Below are 23,217 nucleotides of genomic sequence, written 5' to 3' on the forward strand. Positions count from 1 at the left end.
GTTCTGTTGCTAAACATAAGCCCACATCTCAACATTAATGCAACCTTTTTTTACTTTTAATTATCTAAAAATCAAAAACATATTAAATCTAGCCGTTATGAACTTGCATAAACTCATAAAACTTATTCCATTTATTTGTTTGGTGTTTCTTTTTGCTTGCGACAAAGAAAATGAATGGCCCGAATTAGTTATTAATGTGCAACTGATTGATGAAAATGAAAATGCCAGTGATGATCATTCCGGTGTTGCGATTACCTTAACAAGGGGGGAAGAGCAATTTAACGGTGTAACCGATTCAAAAGGAGATTGCGTGTTCCCCGATTTCCCATATGGTATTTTTGCTGTAGAACTCGAAAAAAATGGCTTCGTAACATTTGATACTTATCCAAAGCTCACATATCATATCAACGACAGAGTAAATACATTTTCATACAAGATGAATGAAGTACCTCAGTACAGAATAGAACTCGACAGTATAACCAAGCCCGAGGACGGTGAATGGTCTAGAATGTTTGCATACGGAAGAATATATAATATGAAAGACCAACCTCCATCTTATTATCATGCAATTGCGTATTTTAATACAACAAATGACGTTTCGAAGGACAATTATTCATTTTTTCATTATGCAGGTATCTTGCTCGATGAGGTTGTAGGAGATACCCGCGAGATATGGATTACAAACTATGCATATGGGTATTTAATTCCGGAGAATACAGAAACATTATATGTTCGTTTGTATCCATGTGCAAAGTATTTTGATTGGGGAACAATACGCGACGAGGCGCTTGGAGAGCCATCAGAAGTTTTCGAATGGGTAATACCAAATTAAAGTTATAGAACGAATTAAACCACTACCAAATGAAAACAATAGCCACAAAGTGCACTTCCTTATTTTTTCTGCTGTTGCTATTCTTTGCTGCAGGTTGCGACAAAGAAGATGATCTGAATGAAGACGAAATTGAAATCAAAAAAAATCTTACCGATGGATTTTGTATTACATCAAATGGCGAAGTTGTTTTAACGCATAATGATTTTGAATACTATGATTGTTCCGCACACCTGATTTATTTAAATGATAATATGTCGTTTGTTGAGGATTTTGAAAACCTTGGAGAATTCACAGTCTTCGCAAAGGAAGAGGAAATATACAGTGGAGAGACCTGGCCTTTTTATTTGTCGTCTACGCCTACCGGTGCAATAATTAGAACACATCCTTCTTTTTATAACAACAATATCGTACCTATTGGATTTGTAACCTACCTCGATACCTTGGGTGGTTCTGTCCCTGACCCACGCAACGATGAAAGAATTGTTGATGCGCTAAAGAAGTACAATCAGTTTCATGCCGGGTTGAGTTGTGAAATCACATCTGTTGACTACGTATCCTCAACAAACGTAACAGTTAAACTACGGCTAAAAAATAACGACGATTTCAATTACTATTATATCGATCCTGAAAAAACCGGGATTGGCCTGTTTCACTATTTTACAAATGGGTTATACATCCGGAATTTTAGTACCTATGAGATGTATGAGCATAAAATTGAGACAGTTTCGGCCGACCCATGGAATAGCTGGGATTTAGATTGGTTGTCGGTAATTAGTGGTAACCAGAGTAAAGAAATTACAATTACCTATAACAACTTTGAAGCTGTACCACCGGGGCAATACAAAGCTACTTTCGAATTTCCCGGGCTAAGTTTTCAGGTGAGTAAGGCAGCTATTAATCAAGACAATGGCCAGATTTGGTTGGGCAGCCTGAGAATGCAGAAGGAGATTATTATTGAATAAAACTACTGTCGCTAATCTGGGCAATAACTAATGCTCAATTCCCAAAACCAGGTAATTCTACGTGTGTAAAACCAGGTAATTCTACGGTTGATATGCATTTTATTATGTTGTAGTTTTGATATGTTAAATATCAAATGCCAATAAAATGAATGCCGAAACATCTTTCCGCGATTACGGAAATCCCAAACGCAACTTCAAACAAGCCGTCCGCGCCTGCGGAAAATAAGCACCAGATTAAAAAGAGCCTTTCCGCACAAACGGAAAGTCAGAACTGAACTCAAAACAAGCTTTCCGCAACCCCGGAAACTCTGAAATGAAATTAAAACAAGCTTTCCGTTGCTGCGGAAGGATAAAAATAAAGTAAAAACCACGTTTCCGCGAGTGCGGAAACCAATTAATCACTCTTAATCTAAATAATTATGGAAATTTTAAATGCAAGATTACATGATTTTCGCAACGAAGAACATAAGAATTTTCACACCGAAGTAAACGACCTAATTATTCGTTTTACGGTTGAAGCCTTAAAAATTCAACGCTATTACCCTGCTTTTTCAGCGGCATTGGATGCCGAGGCTGAAGCCCTCGACGTGGTGCAGAAAAGTATGTTTACAGGCCCGATTGCCGATGCCGACCACATCCGCGACACCACTACGCTGGGAATGGAAGATATGGTCGACGCGGCATTGCGCCATTTTAACCCCGATGTGCGCGCGGCCGCCCGTCGCCTGAAAATTGTTTTCGATAGTTTCAAAGGTATCACCACAAAACCTTACGATGCGCAAACAGCTGCTACCGATGTGTTGCTTACTCAGTTGCAAACTACCTACCGAACCGATATGCAAACGGTAGGACTTACCGACTGGGCAACCGAGCTAGCGGCCAACAACCAGGCGCTGAAAAACCTGGTGGGCGAACGCTACACCGACGAAACAGGCAAACCGCCCCAAAATATGAAAGAAGCCCGCAAACAACTCGACGCTGCCTACCGCAACGTAGCCAAACTGGTTGATTGTTTAATGTTTGTTGAAGGCCCCGAAGCCTACGAAGCTTTTGTTGCCGAACTTAACGAACGCATCGATAAATACAATACCAACCTGAGTTTGCGCGATGGCCGTAATGCTGAGGAGGAGGAGTAGAGTAATTGTTTTTGCACCGTGGCTTTAGCCCGGTGTTTGGTTCTGTAGTAAAGAGATTGGCTTTAGCCGTTAATATTATAAAATTAAATGCTAAAGCCATTTTCATGTACTCTAAGAAATCACCGCGCTAAAGCACGGTGCAAAAGATAGTTGCTAAATCAATCCTGTATTTGGAATGCTATGTCATCTCGAACGAACGTGAGAGATCTGTTACTTTATAGCTACGATGTAACAGATTCTTCGCTGCACTCAGAATAACAATTTAATAAGAGGGCATAAAAAAATCCGATCTAAAAAGACCGGATTTCCTATTTCTTAAAGCTAGCAACTAGTGGCTAGAAGCTATTTCTTCTTATTCGCTACTTCAATATTTACTTTCTGGCCTCTGAAACGGGCATTTTTGAAAGCTTTTGTAATTTCTTTCTCGTAGTTCGAGTCGATCTCGAAGAATGAGAAACCTTTCAGCACTTCAATGCTGCCAATATCGATACTTTTTCCAGGGGTATTCTGGTTAATCAGATCGATGATTGCACGTTTGTTAACGCCGCTCTTTTTACCCAGGCTAAAGAAGAAACGCGACATGTTGCCACCGTTGCCTCTTCGTGCTCTGCCACGATCTCCGCGTTCACGGTCTCCGCCGCGCTCGCGGCTTCCGCGGTCACCACGCTCACGTCCTTCACGTCCACCTCTGCGGCGGTCGCCACGATCGCTACGCATCGATTCTTTTTCGCGCGCCTCGTCAACGTTAATATCCTTGGCGTTTTCGTAGTATTGTAAAAAGCGGTTAAACTCTACCGATACAAAGTGTTTGATCAGCTCTTCGCGCTCCAGCCATGCCAGTTTTTTGTAAATAACCGGCATAAACTCTGCAATCTGCTCGTTGTTTACTTCCACTTTTTCCACCCTGTCGATGAGGTTGAAAAGCTGCTTCTCGCAAATTTCTTTTCCCAGCGGAACCGGAATTTTCGTGAATTGTTTGCCCATTTTCTTCTCCACATCGCGAAGTTTTCCTTTCTCGCGCATGTGAATCAGTGTAATGGAAATTCCCTTTTTACCGGCACGTCCTGTCCTTCCGCTTCGGTGAATATACACTTCAGGGTCGTCGGGCAGGTTATAGTTAATAACGTGGGTCAGTTCGTTCACATCCAGTCCGCGTGCAGCCACATCGGTAGCCACCAACATTTGCAGGTGTTTGCTACGGAAACGAGACATAACGTGGTCGCGCTGTGCCTGCGACAAATCGCCGTGTAATGCGTCGGCATTGTAACCGTCCTGCATTAGTTTGTCGGCCACATCTTTAGTTTCGGCACGTGTACGGCAGAAAATAATCCCGTAAATGTTGGGGTTAATATCGGCAACACGTTTTAAGGCAATGTAACGGTCTTTGGCGTGTACCAGGTAGTAGTTGTGCTCTACGTTTTCAGCGGCAGTGTTTCTTTTGCCCACTGTAACTTCGTGCGGATCGTCCATGTATGTATTGGCAATTCGTACGATCTCTTTTGGCATAGTTGCCGAAAACAACAGTGTTTGTTTTTCTGCCGGAGTATCTTTCAAAATGGCATCAAGGTCGTCCTTAAATCCCATCGAAAGCATTTCGTCGGCCTCGTCGAGTACCAACCACTGGATTTCGTTTACTTTTAATTTACTCCTTTTTATCAGGTCGAGTGTACGGCCCGGTGTTCCCACAACGATTTGGGCACCACTCTCAAGCTCTTTAATCTGTTTCCTGATGTCGGAGCCGCCATATAAAGTGGCAATTTTTGCTCCGTTAATATTTTTCGAGAAATTCTCAAGGTCTCTTGCTATTTGTAAAGCAAGCTCGCGTGTCGGACTAAGTATTAAAGCCTGTGGGGCTTTTACCGAACTATCGAACTGCTGAACAATGGGTAAGCCAAATGCCGCTGTTTTTCCCGTTCCTGTTTGTGCCAAGGCAACCATATCCTGGTCGTTTTCCAGTAGAAACGGAATTGTTTGTTCCTGGATTGGCGTGGGATTCTCAAAACCAAGTTCCTGGATCGCCCCCAGGATTTCGGCTTTTAACCCCATTGTTTCGAATAAACTCATAATCAATTTTTTAAAGTGGCCGCAAAGGTATTCTTTTTATTTGTATTTCAGAGGTTTATAGCTTGTTGTTTCTTAAATTTAACTTTGGGTGTTCGCTTTGTATTCTATCGAATTGATTTGCTATTGTTTGGCAATTACCATTTTTAACACCGAATTGGCTTTAAATTCTTTCCAAACGTGTACTTTTGTTAGTGTTCATATGTAAAACACATGTTAGATATGAAGCACAGAAAGCCCATGAAAAGAATACTTCAAACTCAGATACTCCTATTGCTGTTCCTGTGTTTTTCAGGTTTCGAAATAAAAGCACAGGAAAACGACAGCATTGTTCCGTTAGAAAACCCACAACGTTTTTTACGTAAAATTGATCTTTCGGAAGTTACCCACAACGGCCTGAAATTGTGGCAAGACGACTTCTCTGGTCACTGGGTGGGCATCGATTTTGGTTTTAACATGCTGCTTAACGAAGATTACTCCGGTTACGATTCGGAGTTTATGGATAATGATATTTTCAGGTCGAATTCGGCGTATTTCAACTTCCTGCAACAAAGCATCGGCTTGCAAAGAAATAAGAATACTATTGGTCTGATTACCGGGCTGGGGCTGCAATTGCAAAGCTACCGATTAGATGATAATACCACAATTGTAAAAGGCAACGATGGGGTGATATCTCCCGAATTCCTGTATTTTAACGATAACCAAAAATCGAAGCTGGCAGTTGAGATGATCACGCTACCCTTGCTTCTTGAGTTTCAGATTCCCATCAATCATTACGATAACCGCCTGTTTTTTTCAGCCGGTGTGGTGGGAAGTGTAAGGCTGAGTAGTCATACCAAAATAAAGTATAAAGAAGAAAAGAAAGAGAAATTAAAAGTGGTGGATGATTTTTCGATGCACCGTTTTAGGTACTCGGTAATGGTGCGAACCGGCTACCGCTGGTTTAATGTATTTGCCAGCTACGATTTGGTGCCGCTGTTTAAAACCGACAAAGGGCCGGAACTTACGCCATTTACTTTTGGAATCACTTTATTCCAATTATAAACGACAACAAACTAAACCTAACAGAATGAATGCTAAACCTTACGTGTTGGAACAAACCAACTGGAAACAAGTAAAAAATCAAAAATACGATGTGGCCATTTTGCCCTGGGGTGCCACTGAACCACACAACTACCATTTACCGTACGGAACCGATTCGCTGGAGACGGCAAAAATTGCCGAGCTGGCAGCCGGTAAAGCCTGGGAAAAAGGTGCAAAAGTGATGGTGCTTCCGGTAATTCCGTTGGGTGCACAAAACATGGGGCAGATTGACATGCCGTTTTGTTTGCACACCAAACCATCAACCCAACTGATAATTCTAAAAGACTTGTTAACGGCTTTAAGTAGGCAAGGCATAAAAAAGCTGGTGCTGATGAACGGCCATGGCGGAAATGATTTTAAACCGTTGGTACGTGAGTTGCAACCTCAGTTTCCCGATGTGTTTATTTCGCTGGTGGAGTGGTTTCGAATGATCGATCAGGAGGATTATTTTGAGGAAGCCGGCGACCACGCCAACGAAATGGAGACAAGTATAATTATGCATTTTTTCCCTGCGCTGGTTCTGCCGCTTGACGAGGCAGGTGACGGAGATGCAAAAACTTTTAAACTTCAGGGGCTGAGAAACAAAACAGCCTGGGCACCGCGCCAGTGGGACAAGGTTTCGGCCGATACCGGTGTTGGAAATCCGAAAAAAGCTACGGCCGAAAAAGGCAAAAAGTTCGTGGACGATATAACTACACAAATCGCCGATTATTTTGTGGAATTGGCGGCTTGTGATTTGGGGAATATGTACGAATAAAAATTCCTGAAAAAACAATAATTATCATTGGAAAAATTCATAAGATTTCAGTTCTTTCGGCAACAAATTAATTGGTCAAGAGAAATGAAACGAGCATCATCAAAAGCTTCTTTAGTACTCAGAGGCATGACTATGCGAGTTACATGAGTCTCCATTAAAATAAACAATTGTAGACGAATGAAATTATTACTGCTAAGTAACTCAACAATGCCGGGCGAACCTTACCTGGATTACCCGAAAAACGAGATAAAAAAATTCCTGGGCGAAAAGTCGGTAACTGCGGTTTTTATTCCGTATGCAGCCGTTACTTTTTCGTTTGATACCTACTGCGAAAAAGTGGAAGAACGTTTTGCCGAAGTGGGGCATCACATTAAAGGTATTCATACATTTAACAATCCGGTGAAGGCGATTGAAGAAGCTGAAGCCATTGTTGTTGGTGGCGGAAATACCTGGCAACTGGTGCGTATGATGCACGATCAGAAGTTAATGAATCCGATTCGCGAACGCGTATACAACGGGGCTCCGTATATCGGCTGGAGTGCCGGATCAAACGTGGCCTGCCCAACATTACGCACCACCAACGATATGCCGATCATTGATCCGCTGGGGTTTGATTGTATTAATATGGTACCGTTCCAGATCAACCCGCACTACCTTGATGCCAATCCTGAAGGACACGGTGGCGAAACCCGGGAGCAGCGTATCTCTGAATTCCTTGAGATTAATCCGAAGTGCTTCGTGGCAGGCTTGCGTGAAGGAACCATGTTTAAATTAGAAGACGATAAGTTGGAGTTGATCGGTGAGAGAAGTTGCCGCATCTTTAAAAAAGGGCAGGAACCATACGAGTTAAAGGCCGGCGACGATTTTAGTTTTTTACTGCGATAAAATGGAACACATTATAAAGTAACCGGATAATTATTATCCGGTTTTTTTATTCCTGTAGTTAACATTAAATCGAGCTACATCTCGGGTTCGATGCTTGTTAGTCCCAAAAACTATTACTTACCTTTGTGCCAAACTTAGCACAAATGGAACTACTGGGAAATAGTTATTTTGCCCTCTTTGTAATTATTGCACTGGGCTTTATCGTTGGCCGTATCAAGATTTTCGGACTGTCGCTTGATGTGTCGGCGGTAATTTTTGTAGCCCTTGTTTTTGGTCACTACGGCATTGTTATTCCAAAAGATTTTCAGTACCTCGGTTTAGTGCTGTTTATTTTTACCATTGGAATTCAGGCAGGTCCCGGTTTCTTCGAGTCGTTTAAAAAGGAAGGGCGGCAGCTGGCCGGATTTGCATCTTTGCTTATCGTGCTGGCCTCAGTAATAACCGTTCTTATTATCACCGTTTTTAAAATTGATCCCAATATCGCAGTTGGTTTATTAACCGGTTCGTTAACCAGTACCCCTGGTTTAGCTGCAGCGATTGATTATACCGGCTCGCCACTGGCTTCCATCGGTTATGGTGTGGGGTATCCGTTTGGTGTTATCGGCGTAATTCTGTTCATTCGTTTCCTTCCTAAAATATTGGGTACTTCCATTGCTAAAGCCGAAGAAGAACATCTTGCGGTTTTGAAAGATGAATTCCCGGAGGTAGTGAAACGCAATTTTGTGGTTGAAAACGAAAATGTTGTTGGCAAAAGCATCGGGGAATTGCGTATTAGGTTTATGACCAAAGCAGTAGTTTCGCGCGTGGTGCACGATGGTATAGCAGTTACTCCAACTCCCAATACCTTGTTGTTGAAAGGTGATTTGATAAAAGCTGTAGGAACCGAAGAAGCTCTAAAAAATGTGGAGTTGCTGATCGGCCCTCAAACAGAACAGGAAATTTCAATCGACGCGAAATACGATGTGCGATCGGTATTGGTTACCAATAAAGAGGTGGTGAATAAAACCGTTGGGCAGATTAATTTGCTGCATACTTACGGTGCAACGATCACCCGAATTCGTCGTGCAGGTATTAACATTGTTCCAAGCCCGGGCTCGAAACTACAGTTTGGCGATAAGCTGGTGATTGCCAGTAGCCGTGCCAACATGGATATGGTTTCAAACATCTTTGGTAACGATCAGAAACGTTTGTCCGATACTGATATTTTACCTGTAGCTCTCGGAATTATTCTGGGGGTATTGGTTGGGAAAATAAGTATTGCGATGGGAACTTTTTCTTTTAGCCTTGGGTTAACAGGGGGAGTACTTATTGTGGCATTGATACTTAGCCGCATTGGTAAAACCGGCCCAATTTTATGGACTATGACAGGAGCTGCCAACCAGCTGGTTCGTCAGTTTGGTTTATTGTTGTTTTTGGCGGCTGTTGGAACAGGTGCCGGGCAAAAAATTGTGGAAACCTTTAATCAATACGGAATTGAACTATTCCTCTACGGAGGTGCCATCACGATTCTGCCAATGATTGTGGCAGGAATTCTCGGTAAGTATTTCTTTAAAATGAACATTCTAACACTGCTGGGAGCAATCAGCGGAAGTATGACAAGTACGCCGGGTTTGGCAGCTGCCGATTCGATGACCGACACCAACGCGCACTCCATAGCCTATGCCACAGTTTACCCGGTAGCAATGGTGTTGCTGATCATTTGTGTTCAGCTGATTACAATGTTTTTTTAATTATTTTTCATACGACGCCGGGTTTAACGCTGCTGGCGACCAGTTTTTCAGAAAACGTAAGATCTTGTCTTTGTCGTAACCTTTATCCTTTTCTAAAAAGGCCGAATTTTGCGTGTGGATACGTTTGCCTGTTTCATCCAGAATAACAAAAACAGGGAAGCCGAATCGTTGCGGGAATTCAAGTTCGGCCAACAGTTCTTCCTGGCGGTTGTTCTGATCGTAATTTACTTTTACCACCTCGAAGTTGTCTTTTATAAAAGAACTTAGCTCTTCATCGTCGTGCACAAAATTGTGAAATTTGATACACCAAGGGCACCAGTTCCCACCAATTTGCAGGAATACATGTTTGTTTGCTTTTTGAGCTGCTTCAACAGCCTCGGCAATGTCTTTTTTTGCATCGGCAGTAGTGTCGTAAATCTTTTGTTCCTGTGCGCTTAACAGCATTGGCAAAATCATTACCAGGCTAAGCATTATTGTTTTAATGTATATCATCATTTTATTCTTTTTCCCAGATCGAATTCATTTCGTAAACATCAATTTTGTCAATTCCCAGTTCTCCGCCATTGGTGAAAAGTACAACGTCGGTTGCTTTTTCGCTTGGAGTGAAGCAGTTACTGATCACTTTTTTACCATCGTTGGCAAAGATTTCAATGGAGGAGCGGTCGAGTAGTATTTCGAGCTTGATTGTATTGTCGACAGGCGGAAGTGGTACGGTGCAACCAAGTACGGTTAGCGTTTCACGTTTTACATTGTACAGAATCTCTGTTCCGGCCGACTTGCCATCATTTCGAAGCATAAACCCAAAATTGTCGCTTGTTTTCAGGTCGAATTCACCAATGATGTGCAGGCAATCGCCCGATACCTTTTTTAGTTTGTTATCGTTAAGTCCGGGCAAAACGTTTTTGTCTTCCCACGAGTCGTGTTTGCCATGTAATTTTTCAATCTCTGAAACCGGTTTTCTTATGAGCTGGTAACCATAATCGAATTTTGTAACCGACAATTCGCATGGAAACGACATCTGTCCGTTAAAGGGCATATCGGGGAACTCTCCTCCGCGCATCCATGCAATCTGTATTACGCGGCCATCCGACTCTGGAATATTACTCCAGGTTTGTGTGGCGTAATAATTTTTCCCCCAATCGCTCTTCATTTTAGCTGTTTCAGGGGTAAACGATTGTCCATCGAAACTGCCAATAATATAGCTGCCGTCGCCATCAAAAAGTACCCATTTGGTTTCATCGGGCCGGTTGGTTACCTGGAATTTTACCAAGTCGGGGCACTCGTAAAAACCTGGAATGTGACTTTGCCACTCCCAGTCAACCAGGTTGGTTGAGGTATAGAACGAAACGCCTTTAGAACCTTCTCCCTCACTCGTCTTGCGGTAAAGTGCCATTATCCATTTTCCGCTTTCTTCGTGCCAGAATACTTTCGGGTCGCGGGCATCGTCATTTTCATCAAACGCTATTATCGGATTTCCCTCATATTTCTCCCAGTTTCTTCCTTTGTCGGTGCTGTAGGTAATACGCTGGCCACATTGCTGGCTGGTGTAAAAAGCAACCAGTGTTTTGGTGTTTCCGTTTTGTTTGCCAAGCAGGTTGTTTTCATCAACAATTGCCGAGCCCGAATAGGCGGTGCATTTTTCTTTATCAGTTGAACCTTCATCGGGGTAAAGTGCAATCGGAAGTGCTTGCCAGTTTAACAAATCCGTGCTTACCGTGTGCCCCCAATGCATGTATCCCCATTCGTTTCCTTTGGGGTTATATTGGTAAAACATGTGGTATTCATTTTCGTAAAAAACCAGCCCGTTTGGATCGTTATGCCAGTTTTTTTCCGGCGTAAAATGGAATTGTGGCCGGTAAAGTTCGTCGTAAAGTTTTTGCTCCTTTTTTTGCGCCGGAAGACTAATAAGCAGAGCAATAGAGAGTAAGGCTGTTGATAAAAAGTTCATAAAAAATTGGATCTTAAATTTTGTTATCGAGCTAAACTTATGAAAAAAAATTTGGTTTAATTAAATTAATTCCTACATTTACATCCACAAACCCATAAATATAGAACCGTTCTTTGACTGGCGCTTTTGATTTTCATCACAACATCAATCATCAAATTAAAATCAAAAGTTGAATTTTTTGCGTTAAGAAACCTTTGTTACAGGGTGGATATTTTGTGGAAGTAAATTACAAACCCACCGCTTTGCAGTATTATAATATTTGTAAAACGGATTTTTGCTTACTCAATATTTTTTCGCTCTTACGAAAGTTTTGTAAAAGATTTTTCCGGCATCAAACGAATGTTTCATTATTTATAATTAAGAAGTTAGAACCTAATTTGAGTTGTAATGAAACAAAACCATTTAATTATTGAGGACGCTGTAAACAACAGAAAAGAATTTATTTACTGATCGCAATTAAGCGAAACTTATTGGTGTAGAATTGAGGTTTCAACAAACCCAATGATTTACATAACAAACCCGGTAAATCATATCAGGAACCAAAAATTCAGGCAGAACAATAAGGAGCGGGAAAAGATTTCGATCGTAAATTGCTGAGTACAAAAGTATGAGAACTTTGTGGGCACACCATAGACTAACGGTCTAAGAAAAGTAAACCCATCTTCTCAGCAAAACATCCCAATTTCGGATCCCGATCTAAGGATTTAATAAAATCATCAGCTTTTCACCGGTAAGATTTTGGTCAACCTGTGGTCAATCAATCAGCGACAATAATTAGGGTACTCTATTAAAAGTCAGGTTCTTTGTAGTGAATATTTGACAGGACAATATAGAAGTCGTTTTCCAAGAAGATTAAGTTCTTTGTTTACTGAAAAAAGTCTTAGGGAATAAGCATCGCGGGATTACAAACCCACTGTTTCAATAACAAACAAACCCGATTGAAACAGGTACACCGCAACGTAAGTTTCCTAAAAACATGCCGAAAACCTTTGCGCAAATTGAGATTTAGGCATGACAATTTTTACAAACCCTAATTTAAAATTGTAATGAGACATTTAATTATTACCGCCCTGGTATTAGTTGGCGCTTTTTGTGCCAGGGCCGAGCAATCAGATCAGGAAAGGATCACAAAGATCAATGCCCCGATCAATATTGCTTCTGAAGACAGTAAAAAATCATTTATCGCACCCCATGAAACAAACTTAAAATCCGGATCGGTATTAAATTCCGATTTCCAGGTGGAGTTTGTGAACTTTCCTGAAAATGCAAAACCTGCATTTTTATATGCTGTATCTATTTACGAAAACCTTATTTCGTCGCCCATACCGATTAAAGTGCGTGCAACGTGGAAAGGGGTCGGAACCAACGTATTGGCAAGTAGTGCTCCAAGTAGTATGTACCGCAACTTTAAAGGCGCACGACTGAGTAATGTGTATTACCCGGTGGCACTGGCTGAAAAACTTGCGGAAAAGGAATTGAACGGAACGGAAGCTGATATCGAGTGTGCGTTTAACAGTTCAATTAACTGGTATTTTGGTATCAATGGCGATTGCCCGTCAAACGAGTACGATTTTGTAACCGTTGTGTTGCACGAGTTGGTACATGGTTTAGGATTTGTTGGTTTTTTCGATGTAGAAAACAACCAGGGAATTATTGATAACAGCGCGAATGCTCCCAGTATTTACGATGTATATGTTTATAACCAGCTACACCAGCAAATTGCCGATGAGAATCTTTTTTCTCGTCCGTCAGCAACGCTTGCAGAGCAATTGCTCTCGAATAATCTTGCGTTGAAAAATCAGGGAAATTCTGAATCTGTAAAAGTTTATGCTCCGCAGAGCTGGAATATTGGAACCAGTATTTACCATTACCCTGAAAATGAATTTAGCCAGGGAGACGCTAACGCGCTGATGACACCTTTTATTTATAGAGGAGAAGCCATTCATTATCCGGGTGATAAAACAATGGATATTCTGGCCCAAATGGGATGGAAGTCGGTTAGTTTTGATGGTTACGAGATTAAAGATTTTGAAGAGCCATGTGAAAAACTTCCTGTTTTTGTTGAAGTTGGCGGAGAAATGGATATCGATCAATCATCTGTAAAAATCACTTTCTCAACCGATAACTTTGCAACATCGCAAACTGTAAGTCTTGCTTACAATAACAATACTCATCAGTTTGAAGGAGACTTACCTTTAAACAACGCAACCGGTAAAATATATTACTACTACCAGGCAAAAACTACAGGAAATGTAGCATTCAGTTATCCTGAACGTGCACCCGAGCAAAAACTAAATTTCCGCATTGGTGACGATTATTATCCACCGGTTTTGCAGCATAATCCAGAGAAAATGGTAAACGCCGGCAGCCCTGTAATGAATTTTGCAGCCGTTGCAACCGATAATGTTGGAATAAACAGAGTTGAGGTTCAGTACCGTATTAACGGACAAGATCAGGAGCCATTTATCTTATCAAAAGAGGGTGCTGATAATTACGCCGGCAAACTTGAATTTCCTACAGAATTATTTAGCGATGATGTGGTTGAGTACAGCATTGTTGCTATTGACAATACAACGCGCGAGAACAAACGCCGTATGCCAGCCAGTGGTTATTACAACGTTTCAGTATTTCAAACAAATGAGGCTTTAACAGGGTACTTTAATAATTTTGATTCGCCAAATACCGATTTCGAAATTTCAGATTTTGAAGTCACCTTGCCGGCCGGTTTCTCAAGCGGTAACCTGCACACCATAAATCCATATCCTGAATCGCAGGCTGATAACCAAAAGTATAACCTGCTCGCCCAGTTAAAATATCCGATTGTTCTTGAAGAAAATGGTCTGATGAGTTTTGATGAGGTAGTTTTAGTAGAACCGGGTGTAGAAGGAACAGTTTATACTGAAGATCAGTTTTGGGATTTTGTAATTGTTGAGGCCAGTAAAAACAATGGAAAAAGCTGGTTACCAATTACCGATGGTTACGACTCGAGTGTTGATGATCTTTGGAGTTCGCAATTTACAGGTTCGTTAAAAAGTGCGGTGTCGCAGGCAGCCGGAGCAGAAAACATGTTCCTGAAGCAAACGATAAACCTAACCGACAACACCGGTTTTGAAGCAGGCGACACCGTAATTTTTCGCTTTCGTTTAGCATCAGATAAGGCCACTACCGGATGGGGATGGGCAATCGATAATTTGTCAATACAGCAAGTTACTACCGATGTTAACGAAGAGCTGGCTGCCAACGAGGTAAGCATTTACCCAAACCCATTTAAAAGCAGCATCTATATCGATGGATTCCGTTCAGAGACGGCAGACGATGTTGAAGTAATTATTACCGATTTATATGGAAAAACAGTGCATCGCGAAACACTTTACAATGCAGCGTATTCCGGCAAGATAAAAATCGATCTTCCTAATGTGGCTCCCGGAGTATACATGGCAAGTATATCAGATAATTATTTAAATACAATTACTCAAAAAATCATAAAAAATTAGAACTATGGAAACTTTATTAATGATTGCTTTTATAGCAGCATTCGCAGGCTTAGTAACATCTTTAGTGGTGTTGTACAAATTACTAACTGAGAAAAAAGCGCAAAGGTTAGAATATTAGATGATTGGTATTACGACCTTAAATTAGGTAATGCCGGAATGAAAATTCCGGCATTTTTTTTGCTTCTCATCCAACTTATATGAACTTTTTGTTGCCCATGTTCTTTTAAATGTGAAAATTTACTGCCCTTAAAATGTTATTAGAATAGTAAAATGAGCAAGTATTATACATTATTAAATTTGTTGATTCTTGTAGCGCTATCCTCCAGTGCACAAATGAAGAGTTACAATAAAAGCATAAAAGTTCAGCCTCCGGTTTGTTACGCTTCCGGCGAAGTAGAAAGGGTACGAATAGCACCGCCTGTCGAATTTCTTTTGAAATCAGCCGGAGTAGCAAAATCAGAAATAATAGTCGATTATAACGGTTTTACACCCGAAGCACAGGAGGCGTTTGCCTATGCTGTTAGTATTTGGGAATCGCTTATTGAATCGGATATGCCAATACGGATGCAAGCCAATTGGGAAGACAATTTGGAAACTAATGTTCTCGGCAGTTGTGGCCCCGAAACCTATTACAAAGATTTTAAGGATGCTCCTTTTAAAGGTCGTTATTACCCGGTTGCCATAGCCGAAAAAATAGCCAAAAGGGAGATGAATGGAGAGAGCCGTTATGATATGATCGCCAATTTTAACAGCAACGTTGATTGGTACTACGGGACTGATATGAATTGCCCCGATACCCTTTACGATTTAGCAACCGTTGTAATGCATGAAATTGGTCATGGACTTGGGTTTACCGGCTTTCTTTTTATTGATAGCAGTAACGAATACGGAGCATATGGTAACATTCAGTTTGGTGAGGCTACTTCGTTTGATCTTTTAGTGGAGAAGGGCCAACCTGCTGGAAAGCAGCTTGTTGATACTTCATTTTTTGAAAATGTTAGCAGTGAGTTGAGATTAGCTCTGATTTCAAATGATCTGTACGCAAATAGCCCCATTGCAAAACATAGGAACGATGCGCTTACACCAAAACTTTATACTCCGTATATTTTTAATGCTGGTTCAAGTATCTACCATTTGGATGATAATACTTATGGCCACACAGATGTAAATTCGCTAATGACCCATGCCATCGGAATGTCCGAAGCAATTCATGATCCGGGACCTATTACGAAAGGTATAATGGACGATATTGGCTGGAGGAATATCTTTATCCGTTTCAATCAGGTAAAAGATATTGAGGAGCTAAAACCACTGGTCTTTAGCGGATGGTTTGAGAGTGATTATGGTGTAAAAGCCGGAACGCCAAAAGTTATTTTTTCCTGGGATGAATTTGAAAGTCATTCCGATACACTTGAATTAATTGATTTGGAAGGCGACGGAACCTACGCTGCAACTTATGTCCCCAAAATCGGTACCGAAAAAATCTCATATTACATTGAAGTACAGGACACCGTGAATCGTATGCGAACCGATCCTGCACTGGCACCAAATGAATTCCATACAATTCATGTTGGTACGGATACTGAAAAACCTGTTATTGCACACGACGAGATTGATTATTTTCTATTATTGAATGAAGAGCAGCAATTGGTTGCAGATATCAGCGACAATCTCGGTATCGATACAGCTTATGTGCAATATTCTATCAATGGCGAAGCACAGGAACCTTTTGCATTGCAATTGGATTTTGCAGATCGGTATATTGGAAATTTACCGCTCGACCTCAATAATTTAAATGATGGAGATGAGATTACTTATGCCATATTTGCCATCGATGCTGCAAACACTCCCAATAGTTCAAGACTTCCAATCGATGCAGATAGCCTTTTCTCTTTTAAAATCGAGGACATATTTGAACCGGTTAGTTACTATTCAAACGATTTTGATACGGAAACACCTGATTTCCTTCTTTCTGATTTTGATATTTATACGGCTCCTAATTTCAACGATGGAGCACTGCATAGCCCGCATCCTTACCCGGCGCCCGAAATTGACAACGGAGAACTGGAGTTTACAACATTGTTGAAGAAACCAATAATTATTAAAGATAACGGAACCATGAACTTTACAGAAGTGGTTTTGGTTGAGCCGGGTGAATTAACGTCGGTATATGGCGGCAGCGATTTTTACGATTATGTAATTGTTGAAGGAAGCAAAAATAATGGAGCCAACTGGTATCCGCTGGCCGATGGTTACGATTCGTCAGATCAAATTGTGTGGCTAACAAATTATAATAGCGGAATACCAACTGGTGAACAGAATTCGGAGACCGTAGGTACGGCTGACTGGTTTGTAAACCGTTCGATCACATTAACCGATAACGATTATTTTGTTGCCGGCGATACAATTTTGATTCGTTTCCGGTTATATTCCGATCCATTCGCAGCTGGCTGGGGATGGGCAATCGATTATTTGGAGATTCAAAGACCGGTGTCAGCCGATATTACCTTATTATTGCCAGGAGAAGTTAACGTTTACCCCAATCCGTTTACCGATAATGTTACGGTAAAAATTTCAGCTGTTCAGCAGGAGTCGCAAATACAAGTGGATGTGTTTAACGCAGTGGGGCAAAAAATATATGTTACACAAGAACAGGGAGTAATTGGCACTTATTCGCATGAAATTAATCTTTCCCGATACGGAAATGGAATGTTCCTGGTAAAAGTGAGCCAAAACGGGCAAACCGTGCTGACTAAAAAGTTAATTAAAAACTAAATTTCGAATTTTAGCTTTAAAATTCGGAGTAAAAACATGATAAAAATTTCATTTCAAAAATATATCTCTATATTTGTTGACAGAAATTAAAGAAATGACAACGAAATTTAACAATAACTATTTCTACTTTTATTTTTATTATGGTTCTGAAAACGGGGTCAGGAAGTAGGGTATTGTCTAAATTAAAGATATTTTACAGAAAGGTCTCGAAAAAATTCGGGACCTTTTTTTTTGGATAAAAATGAAATAAACAAAACTGAATATACAAATGAAGACTACAGTAATAGGACTTGGATTAATTGGTGGATCAATTGCCCGCGATTTGCGAAAATCGGGTTTTGCCACCGAATTAATCGGGGTTGATGCCAGTGAGGAAAATGCTGCTAAAGCCCTGGAAATAGGGCTGGTTGACCGGGTTGAAACATTGGAAGACGGGGTGAGAGATACAGACCTGGTTATTATTGCCATTCCGGTAAACAAGGAGCTTGAGGTTTTGCCACGGGTGTTGGATACCATTAGCAGCGGAACAACGGTAGCGGATATGGGATCGACAAAAAAAGTGATTGTTGATTTGGTGGCGAACCACAAAAGAAGAAAAAACTTTGTGCCGGGGCACCCCATGTCGGGAACCGAAGACTCCGGACCAACAGCGGCTTTGGAAGGATTGTTTAAAGGCAAAATTGCCATTCTGTGCGACCAGGAAGACTCAGGCCCGCAGCATGTGGCTTTAATTGAAAAAATGTTTCAGGTGCTGGGAATGGATATTGCCTATATGACATCGGATGAACAGGACCACAGCACCGCTTTTGTGTCGCATTTGCCGCACGCTGCTGCTTATGCGCTGGCCAATGCGGTTCAGGCAAAAGAGGATCGTAAAATCATTTTCGATCTGGCAAGTGGAGGATTTCGTTCAACCGTTCGTTTGGCAAAGAGTTCGGCTACAATGTGGCACCCGATTTTTCAACAAAATCGTCAATACGTTGTTGAATCGCTGAACGTGTATATCAAACATCTTATTGAATTCCGCGATTGTATGAAAAACGAGGAGGATGATAAAATGCTCGATCTGATTAACAATGCAAATAAAATCCGTGGAATTCTTGAAGGTAAGAATCCGCATTTTCTGAAGAATGAAGAGAAATTGACAAAACTTTATACGAAATAATCATGACTTTAAAATTAGACATTAATCCGATTAAAGCGTGGATGCCAAATATCGACAATCCACTGCTGATTTCAGGGCCATGTAGCCTTGAAACGGAAGAACAAACCATGGAAACTGCCCGTTTGCTGGCAAAAGACAAACGCGTATTTGTTTTTCGTGGTGGGGTTTGGAAACCCAGAACACGCCCGGGATCATTCGAAGGCGTTGGATCGATCGGTTTAAAATGGTTGCAGCAGGTAAAAGAAGAAACCGGTTTGCCGGTTGGAACTGAGGTAGCCAATGCACAACACACCGAAGAGGCTTTAAAAGCCGGACTTGATGTATTATGGATAGGTGCGCGCTCTACAGCCAGCCCTTTTGTGGTGCAGGAAATTGCCGATGTGTTGAAAGGGACTGATACCGTGGTAATGATTAAAAATCCGGTGAATCCCGACGTACAACTTTGGATGGGTGCTGTTGAGCGAATCTACCAGGCGGGTATTAAAAACATTGTGGGAATACACCGTGGTTTTACACCATTTCGCGAAACAAAATACCGTAACTACCCCAACTGGAAAACCTATATTGAATTAAAGCGTCTACTGCCGAATTTGCCTGTAATCTGCGATCCGAGCCACATTGCCGGAACACGCGAATACCTTTTCGAAATTTCGCAGAAAGCATTTGATATGGGAATGGAAGGATTGATGGTTGAATCACACCGCGATCCGTCGTGTGCTTTGAGTGATGCCGGTCAGCAACTTACTCCGGCCGATCTTGGAAAAATGCTTGATAAATTGGTTATCCGTTACGAGAATGCGAGCAATCCTGATTTCGACAATCAACTGGATGTGTTGCGTAACCGAATTGATGCAATTGATGCCGAATTATTGGAAACACTGGCTTCGCGTGTGCAGATTGTTAAACAAATTGGCGAGTATAAACGCGACAATAACGTTACAGCGCTGCAAATTAGCCGCTGGACACAGTTAATGGAAAACCGCGTTAAGCTGGGGAAGAGTATGGAAATAAATGAAACGTTTGTAAAAATCCTTTTTCAGCTGATTCACGAAGATTCGGTGCGTATGCAAACTGAAATTATGGACCAGGAATAAAATATTGATTGAAAAAATAATAAGCCTCGGGAGATTTTCCGGGGCTTTTTTATGCTTTTTTGTTTTCTGCTTCAGCACACGAACTGGCCAGCTTATAAAGAGCCTTCTTCATGGCTTTTTCAACCTGCACAAACTTTGGCAGTTCCTTACCAATAAAAATGAAGAAAACGGCCATTTGCTGCTCATCTGCAAGCAGCGGAAGCATTTGTTTGTTCAAACGGTAAGCTTCCCGCATCAGACGTTTTATCCGGTTTCGTTTTACAGCTCGTTTAAATATTTTTTTACTTACCGTAAAACCAGCCTGAACAGGAACGGGTTGAGGTAGCTTAGTTACCTTGTAAACGACTTTTATTGGAAACGCCAAAAACGACTCGCCCTCAGCAAAAAGTTTATCGATAACCTTTTTGCTGCACAAACGCTCCACTTTTTTAAGTGTGTAGGATGTTGGCGATTCTATTTTTTCTTTTGCTTCCATAAAAAAGTAAAGGCCATACGTCATATGACGGACGGCCTTTCAAAAGTATATATTTTTCTATTTAATTCTTGTTGCTCTTCTTGATGTATTGTTCAAGAGCCATAGTCATCGAAGGAGCCTGTGCTGTCGGAGCCTGAATATCCAGTCTTAATCCGGCTTCTTCTACTGCTTTTGCTGTTGACGGACCAAAACATGCTATGCGTGTTGAATTTTGCTCAAAGTCGGGGAAGTTCTGGAACAGCGACTTAATTCCCGATGGACTGAAAAATACAAGCACATCATATTTTATATCTGCCAAATCCGATAAATCGGCACTAACAGTACGGTATAAAATTGCTTTCGTATACGTGTAGCCGCCTTTGTCTAACAGCGTTGGAATTTCCTGTTTGTGAATATCCGAAAGTGGCACAAGGAATTTTTCATCTTTGTGTTTTTTCATCACATTCACCAAATCGGCGAATCTACCATCGGCATAAAATATTTTACGCTTACGGTACACGATGTACTTTTGGAGATAGAAAGCAGTTGCTTCAGAAATACAGAAATATTTCATCGAATCAGGCACTGTGATGCGCAATTCCTGTGCAATTCTGAAAAAATGGTCGATAGCAGTACGGCTGGTAAATATTACAGCAGTATGCTCAAGTATCTGCGTTCGTGTTTGGCGAAATTCCTTGGCAGGAACTCCCTCAACTTGTATGAACGGTCTGAAATCGATTTTCAGGCCATTCTTTTCAGCCAACTCAAAATACGGTGATTTTGCGGTACTTGGCTCCGGTTGTGAAACTAAAATGCTCTTGACTTTCAAATTTTTATGCTTTTAATGAGACTTTCCCCCTTCTTATTCAAACAACAACTTTATAAATTAAAAGCAAGGGTAAAATTTCAAGGGTACAAAGGTACAAAAACAGATAAAATAAAGAAAATTGTTTTTTCAATAATATTATTGCTCCCCTTCTTAGTAATATTACATTAAAAAGAAAAAGAATGACAAGTCCTAAAATAGCTATAAATACAGGGGTTTTAAGTGGTGCAAATTGAATTAAAATTACCACCGGTAAAAAAACTAAACTGAGCGAACGGTTAAAATTATCGTAGCTAAACAGATATTCCCGGGTTTCATTTTGTGTTTCAAACATCAATCCTAATGTTAAATAGATAACTTTTTTGCCAAAAAAGTAGAGTAAAGAACCCCCGAAAATTAAGGCTAACAACGCGGGCGTTAATGCTGTGTTTTGGTATTTAAACAAATTTAAACACTGAAAAAGAAAAATGGGGAAGATGATATAAAAAATGGCCTCAAGACGAAATGCCGCATGAAAAACAGGGTAATTCTTATCGTTGAGCATACGCGTTGAAGTGGCATTGTTGAATAGTGATAAGAATAATTGCTTAATATATTTGGCATACGAATACCGGATGCTGGCAAATAGGGCAATGGCAACAAAAATAATAATGGTTAACCAGTCGTGCCCCGGATATTCGCGCTCACGGTTGGGTAAAACCAGGGAGTTTTGTTCAAGTTGAGTGCTTTGCATTTCTGTCTGTTGTCGTGGAGCCATGTAGTCAGAGCTCTGCACTTCTTGTTTCTTTCGTTTGGGAGTGTTGTTGCCTGGTGCCGTTGTGCTTGTTTTTTCAACGTTTTGGGGCACTTCAGCACTTGCGTTATATGCTGCAGTAGTATCCTGGTAATATGTATAATTTGCCCCCATAATTCTGAATGGCGCAAAGATACCAAAATATTAAGATGAGAACTTAACCGGGCAGAAGAACAAGCAGTCTTTTTTATAAAAAACAGCGGAGTAATTTTTGTTAATTTGTGAGGCATAAAACAAAAAATGGAAGCAAAGATTTACATGGCCCCTTTACAGGGTTTCACCGACTATGTGTACCGGGCGTCGTACGCAAAGGTGTTTAATACAGTTGATGCCTATTTTATCCCCTACATTTCAGTGAAGAATGATACGATACCGAATAAATATATGCGCGAAATACTTCCGGAGAATAATACGCAAAGCAGTGTCGTTCCTCAAATTCTGGCAAAAGATGCTGCAGAGTTCGATTTTCTGAAAAATATTTTAACTGACCATGGCTACAATGAATTTAACCTGAATCTGGGATGTCCATATCCAATGGTCACCAACCGGGGAAGAGGTTCTGGCTTGTTGCCTTTCCCGGAAGAGATTTATAAAATACTTGATCATTTTTACAGCAGTGGAAAAGGAGAACTTTCAGTAAAATTAAGAGCCGGGTTTAAATCAGCCGATGAGATAAAAGACGTTATAAGCGTATTGAATCAGTTTCCGTTAAAAGAAGTAATTCTCCATGCACGGGTGGCGGGACAGTTGTATTCGGGTGAAATTGATGAAAACGCCTTTTCTTATGCCACACAGAATCTAAAACACAAGCTGGTTTACAACGGCGATATCTTTTCGAAACAGGATTTTATTGACAAACAAAACAAATTTCCGGGCATAAATACCTGGATGTTGGGACGCGGAATTTTAATGAATCCCTTGTTGCCACACGAAATAAAAGGTATTGACATTTCGGAAAAAGAACGTACCGATCTTTTGTATACATTTCATCAATCCATGCTGGAACATTATCTTGAAATTATGGATAACGAAGGTAATGCACTGAATAAAATGAAACAGTTCTGGAGTTATTTTGCCTATTGTTTTCCAAACCAAAAAAAGGTAATGAAACACATTAAAAAGGTAAAAGCCCTAAATCGATATAATCCGACTGTCAAGTCAATATTTAACGAAATTAATAGCTGAGACTTCGACTTCGCTCAGTCTGACAGTTTTGGTCATG

General features: G+C 40.9%; 18 protein-coding genes. 12 read left to right on the plus strand and 6 right to left on the minus strand.

Features of this window, described 5'->3' with window-relative positions; genetic code table 11:
• Window positions 1-97 precede the first annotated feature (97 nt).
• From G4420_RS15540 to G4420_RS15550, 3 genes are all read left to right on the plus strand, one after another.
• Window positions 98-832: a hypothetical protein gene (locus G4420_RS15540; RefSeq protein ID WP_163324864.1), complete on the plus strand. Its 735-nt coding sequence runs from the start codon at window positions 98-100 to the stop codon at window positions 830-832.
• Between the two features lie 29 nt (window positions 833-861).
• Window positions 862-1,794 (plus strand): hypothetical protein, encoded by a 933-nt coding sequence (locus tag G4420_RS15545; RefSeq protein WP_163324865.1) that lies wholly within the window; start codon window positions 862-864, stop codon window positions 1,792-1,794.
• Between the two features lie 419 nt (window positions 1,795-2,213).
• Window positions 2,214-2,930 (plus strand): DUF6261 family protein, encoded by a 717-nt coding sequence (locus tag G4420_RS15550; protein ID WP_163324866.1) that lies wholly within the window; start codon window positions 2,214-2,216, stop codon window positions 2,928-2,930.
• 342 nt (window positions 2,931-3,272) lie between these two features.
• On the opposite strand, the gene G4420_RS15555 is transcribed toward G4420_RS15550, so the two are convergent.
• The gene (locus G4420_RS15555; RefSeq protein ID WP_163324867.1) at window positions 3,273-4,994 is read right to left on the minus strand and encodes a DEAD/DEAH box helicase; all 1,722 of its coding nucleotides are present in this window, start codon (window positions 4,992-4,994) and stop codon (window positions 3,273-3,275) included.
• A gap of 219 nt (window positions 4,995-5,213) precedes the next feature.
• Between G4420_RS15555 and G4420_RS15560 the strand changes: the two genes are divergently transcribed.
• From G4420_RS15560 to G4420_RS15575, 4 genes are all read left to right on the plus strand, one after another.
• Window positions 5,214-6,035: a porin family protein gene (locus G4420_RS15560; RefSeq protein ID WP_163324868.1), complete on the plus strand. Its 822-nt coding sequence runs from the start codon at window positions 5,214-5,216 to the stop codon at window positions 6,033-6,035.
• Between the two features lie 25 nt (window positions 6,036-6,060).
• Window positions 6,061-6,831, plus strand: coding sequence for a creatininase family protein (locus G4420_RS15565; RefSeq protein WP_163324869.1), 771 nt, complete (start codon window positions 6,061-6,063; stop codon window positions 6,829-6,831).
• 177 nt (window positions 6,832-7,008) lie between these two features.
• The gene (gene pepE / locus G4420_RS15570) at window positions 7,009-7,716 is read left to right on the plus strand and encodes a dipeptidase PepE (RefSeq protein WP_163324870.1); all 708 of its coding nucleotides are present in this window, start codon (window positions 7,009-7,011) and stop codon (window positions 7,714-7,716) included.
• Window positions 7,717-7,859: 143 nt separating this feature from the next.
• A complete protein-coding gene (locus G4420_RS15575) occupies window positions 7,860-9,446 on the plus strand; it encodes an aspartate:alanine exchanger family transporter (protein ID WP_163324871.1) in 1,587 nt (528 codons plus the stop codon).
• On the opposite strand, the gene G4420_RS15580 is transcribed toward G4420_RS15575, so the two are convergent.
• Complete coding sequence (locus G4420_RS15580; RefSeq protein WP_204273714.1) at window positions 9,447-9,941, minus strand: thioredoxin family protein; 495 nt, start codon at window positions 9,939-9,941, stop codon at window positions 9,447-9,449.
• A 1-nt stretch (window position 9,942) separates the two neighbouring features.
• Window positions 9,943-11,394, minus strand: coding sequence for a glycoside hydrolase family 32 protein (locus tag G4420_RS15585; RefSeq protein ID WP_163324872.1), 1,452 nt, complete (start codon window positions 11,392-11,394; stop codon window positions 9,943-9,945).
• 1,046 nt (window positions 11,395-12,440) lie between these two features.
• Here G4420_RS15585 and G4420_RS15590 point away from each other — a divergent pair.
• The 4 genes from G4420_RS15590 to G4420_RS15605 all read left to right on the plus strand — a co-directional run bounded on the left by G4420_RS15590 (window position 12,441) and on the right by G4420_RS15605 (window position 19,922).
• Window positions 12,441-14,888, plus strand: a complete 2,448-nt coding sequence (locus tag G4420_RS15590; protein WP_163324873.1) for a T9SS type A sorting domain-containing protein — start codon at window positions 12,441-12,443, stop codon at window positions 14,886-14,888.
• 270 nt (window positions 14,889-15,158) lie between these two features.
• Entirely contained in the window at window positions 15,159-17,663 is a 2,505-nt protein-coding gene (locus tag G4420_RS15595; RefSeq protein WP_163324874.1) for a T9SS type A sorting domain-containing protein, read from the plus strand.
• A 268-nt stretch (window positions 17,664-17,931) separates the two neighbouring features.
• On the plus strand, window positions 17,932-18,828 hold the full coding sequence (locus tag G4420_RS15600; protein WP_163324875.1) for a prephenate dehydrogenase: 897 nt from the start codon (window positions 17,932-17,934) through the stop codon (window positions 18,826-18,828).
• Window positions 18,829-18,830: 2 nt separating this feature from the next.
• Complete coding sequence (locus G4420_RS15605; RefSeq protein ID WP_163324876.1) at window positions 18,831-19,922, plus strand: chorismate mutase; 1,092 nt, start codon at window positions 18,831-18,833, stop codon at window positions 19,920-19,922.
• Between the two features lie 49 nt (window positions 19,923-19,971).
• Here G4420_RS15605 and rnpA read toward each other — a convergent pair whose 3' ends face one another.
• Genes rnpA through G4420_RS15620 form a run of 3 tightly spaced genes read right to left on the minus strand, consistent with a single transcriptional unit; the run spans window position 19,972 to window position 22,109 of the window.
• The gene (gene rnpA, locus G4420_RS15610; RefSeq protein WP_246241656.1) at window positions 19,972-20,421 is read right to left on the minus strand and encodes a ribonuclease P protein component; all 450 of its coding nucleotides are present in this window, start codon (window positions 20,419-20,421) and stop codon (window positions 19,972-19,974) included.
• 37 nt (window positions 20,422-20,458) lie between these two features.
• The gene (locus G4420_RS15615) at window positions 20,459-21,205 is read right to left on the minus strand and encodes a uroporphyrinogen-III synthase (RefSeq protein WP_045031296.1); all 747 of its coding nucleotides are present in this window, start codon (window positions 21,203-21,205) and stop codon (window positions 20,459-20,461) included.
• Window positions 21,206-21,242: 37 nt separating this feature from the next.
• On the minus strand, window positions 21,243-22,109 hold the full coding sequence (locus G4420_RS15620; protein ID WP_163324877.1) for a DUF4271 domain-containing protein: 867 nt from the start codon (window positions 22,107-22,109) through the stop codon (window positions 21,243-21,245).
• Between the two features lie 126 nt (window positions 22,110-22,235).
• Here G4420_RS15620 and G4420_RS15625 point away from each other — a divergent pair, with 126 nt between their 5' ends.
• Window positions 22,236-23,180 carry a tRNA dihydrouridine synthase gene (locus G4420_RS15625; RefSeq protein WP_163324878.1) on the plus strand — a complete coding sequence of 315 codons (945 nt, stop codon included), beginning with the start codon at window positions 22,236-22,238 and terminating at the stop codon, window positions 23,178-23,180.
• Window positions 23,181-23,217: the final 37 nt, after the last annotated feature.

The sequence above is a fragment of the Draconibacterium mangrovi genome, from assembly GCF_010586825.1.
GTDB classification, from domain to species: Bacteria; Bacteroidota; Bacteroidia; order Bacteroidales; family Prolixibacteraceae; genus Draconibacterium; species Draconibacterium mangrovi.

Coding starts and splice junctions, on each gene's coding strand:
- G4420_RS15540 (WP_163324864.1), top strand. CDS start 98: ATGAACTTGCATAAACTCATAAAACTTATTCCATTTATTTGTTTGGTG.
- G4420_RS15545 (WP_163324865.1), top strand. CDS start 862: ATGAAAACAATAGCCACAAAGTGCACTTCCTTATTTTTTCTGCTGTTG.
- G4420_RS15550 (WP_163324866.1), top strand. CDS start 2,214: ATGGAAATTTTAAATGCAAGATTACATGATTTTCGCAACGAAGAACAT.
- G4420_RS15555 (WP_163324867.1), bottom strand. CDS start 4,994: ATGAGTTTATTCGAAACAATGGGGTTAAAAGCCGAAATCCTGGGGGCG.
- G4420_RS15560 (WP_163324868.1), top strand. CDS start 5,214: ATGAAGCACAGAAAGCCCATGAAAAGAATACTTCAAACTCAGATACTC.
- G4420_RS15565 (WP_163324869.1), top strand. CDS start 6,061: ATGAATGCTAAACCTTACGTGTTGGAACAAACCAACTGGAAACAAGTA.
- pepE (WP_163324870.1), top strand. CDS start 7,009: ATGAAATTATTACTGCTAAGTAACTCAACAATGCCGGGCGAACCTTAC.
- G4420_RS15575 (WP_163324871.1), top strand. CDS start 7,860: ATGGAACTACTGGGAAATAGTTATTTTGCCCTCTTTGTAATTATTGCA.
- G4420_RS15580 (WP_204273714.1), bottom strand. CDS start 9,941: ATGATGATATACATTAAAACAATAATGCTTAGCCTGGTAATGATTTTG.
- G4420_RS15585 (WP_163324872.1), bottom strand. CDS start 11,394: ATGAACTTTTTATCAACAGCCTTACTCTCTATTGCTCTGCTTATTAGT.
- G4420_RS15590 (WP_163324873.1), top strand. CDS start 12,441: ATGAGACATTTAATTATTACCGCCCTGGTATTAGTTGGCGCTTTTTGT.
- G4420_RS15595 (WP_163324874.1), top strand. CDS start 15,159: ATGAGCAAGTATTATACATTATTAAATTTGTTGATTCTTGTAGCGCTA.
- G4420_RS15600 (WP_163324875.1), top strand. CDS start 17,932: ATGAAGACTACAGTAATAGGACTTGGATTAATTGGTGGATCAATTGCC.
- G4420_RS15605 (WP_163324876.1), top strand. CDS start 18,831: ATGACTTTAAAATTAGACATTAATCCGATTAAAGCGTGGATGCCAAAT.
- rnpA (WP_246241656.1), bottom strand. CDS start 20,421: ATGACGTATGGCCTTTACTTTTTTATGGAAGCAAAAGAAAAAATAGAA.
- G4420_RS15620 (WP_163324877.1), bottom strand. CDS start 22,109: ATGGGGGCAAATTATACATATTACCAGGATACTACTGCAGCATATAAC.
- G4420_RS15625 (WP_163324878.1), top strand. CDS start 22,236: ATGGAAGCAAAGATTTACATGGCCCCTTTACAGGGTTTCACCGACTAT.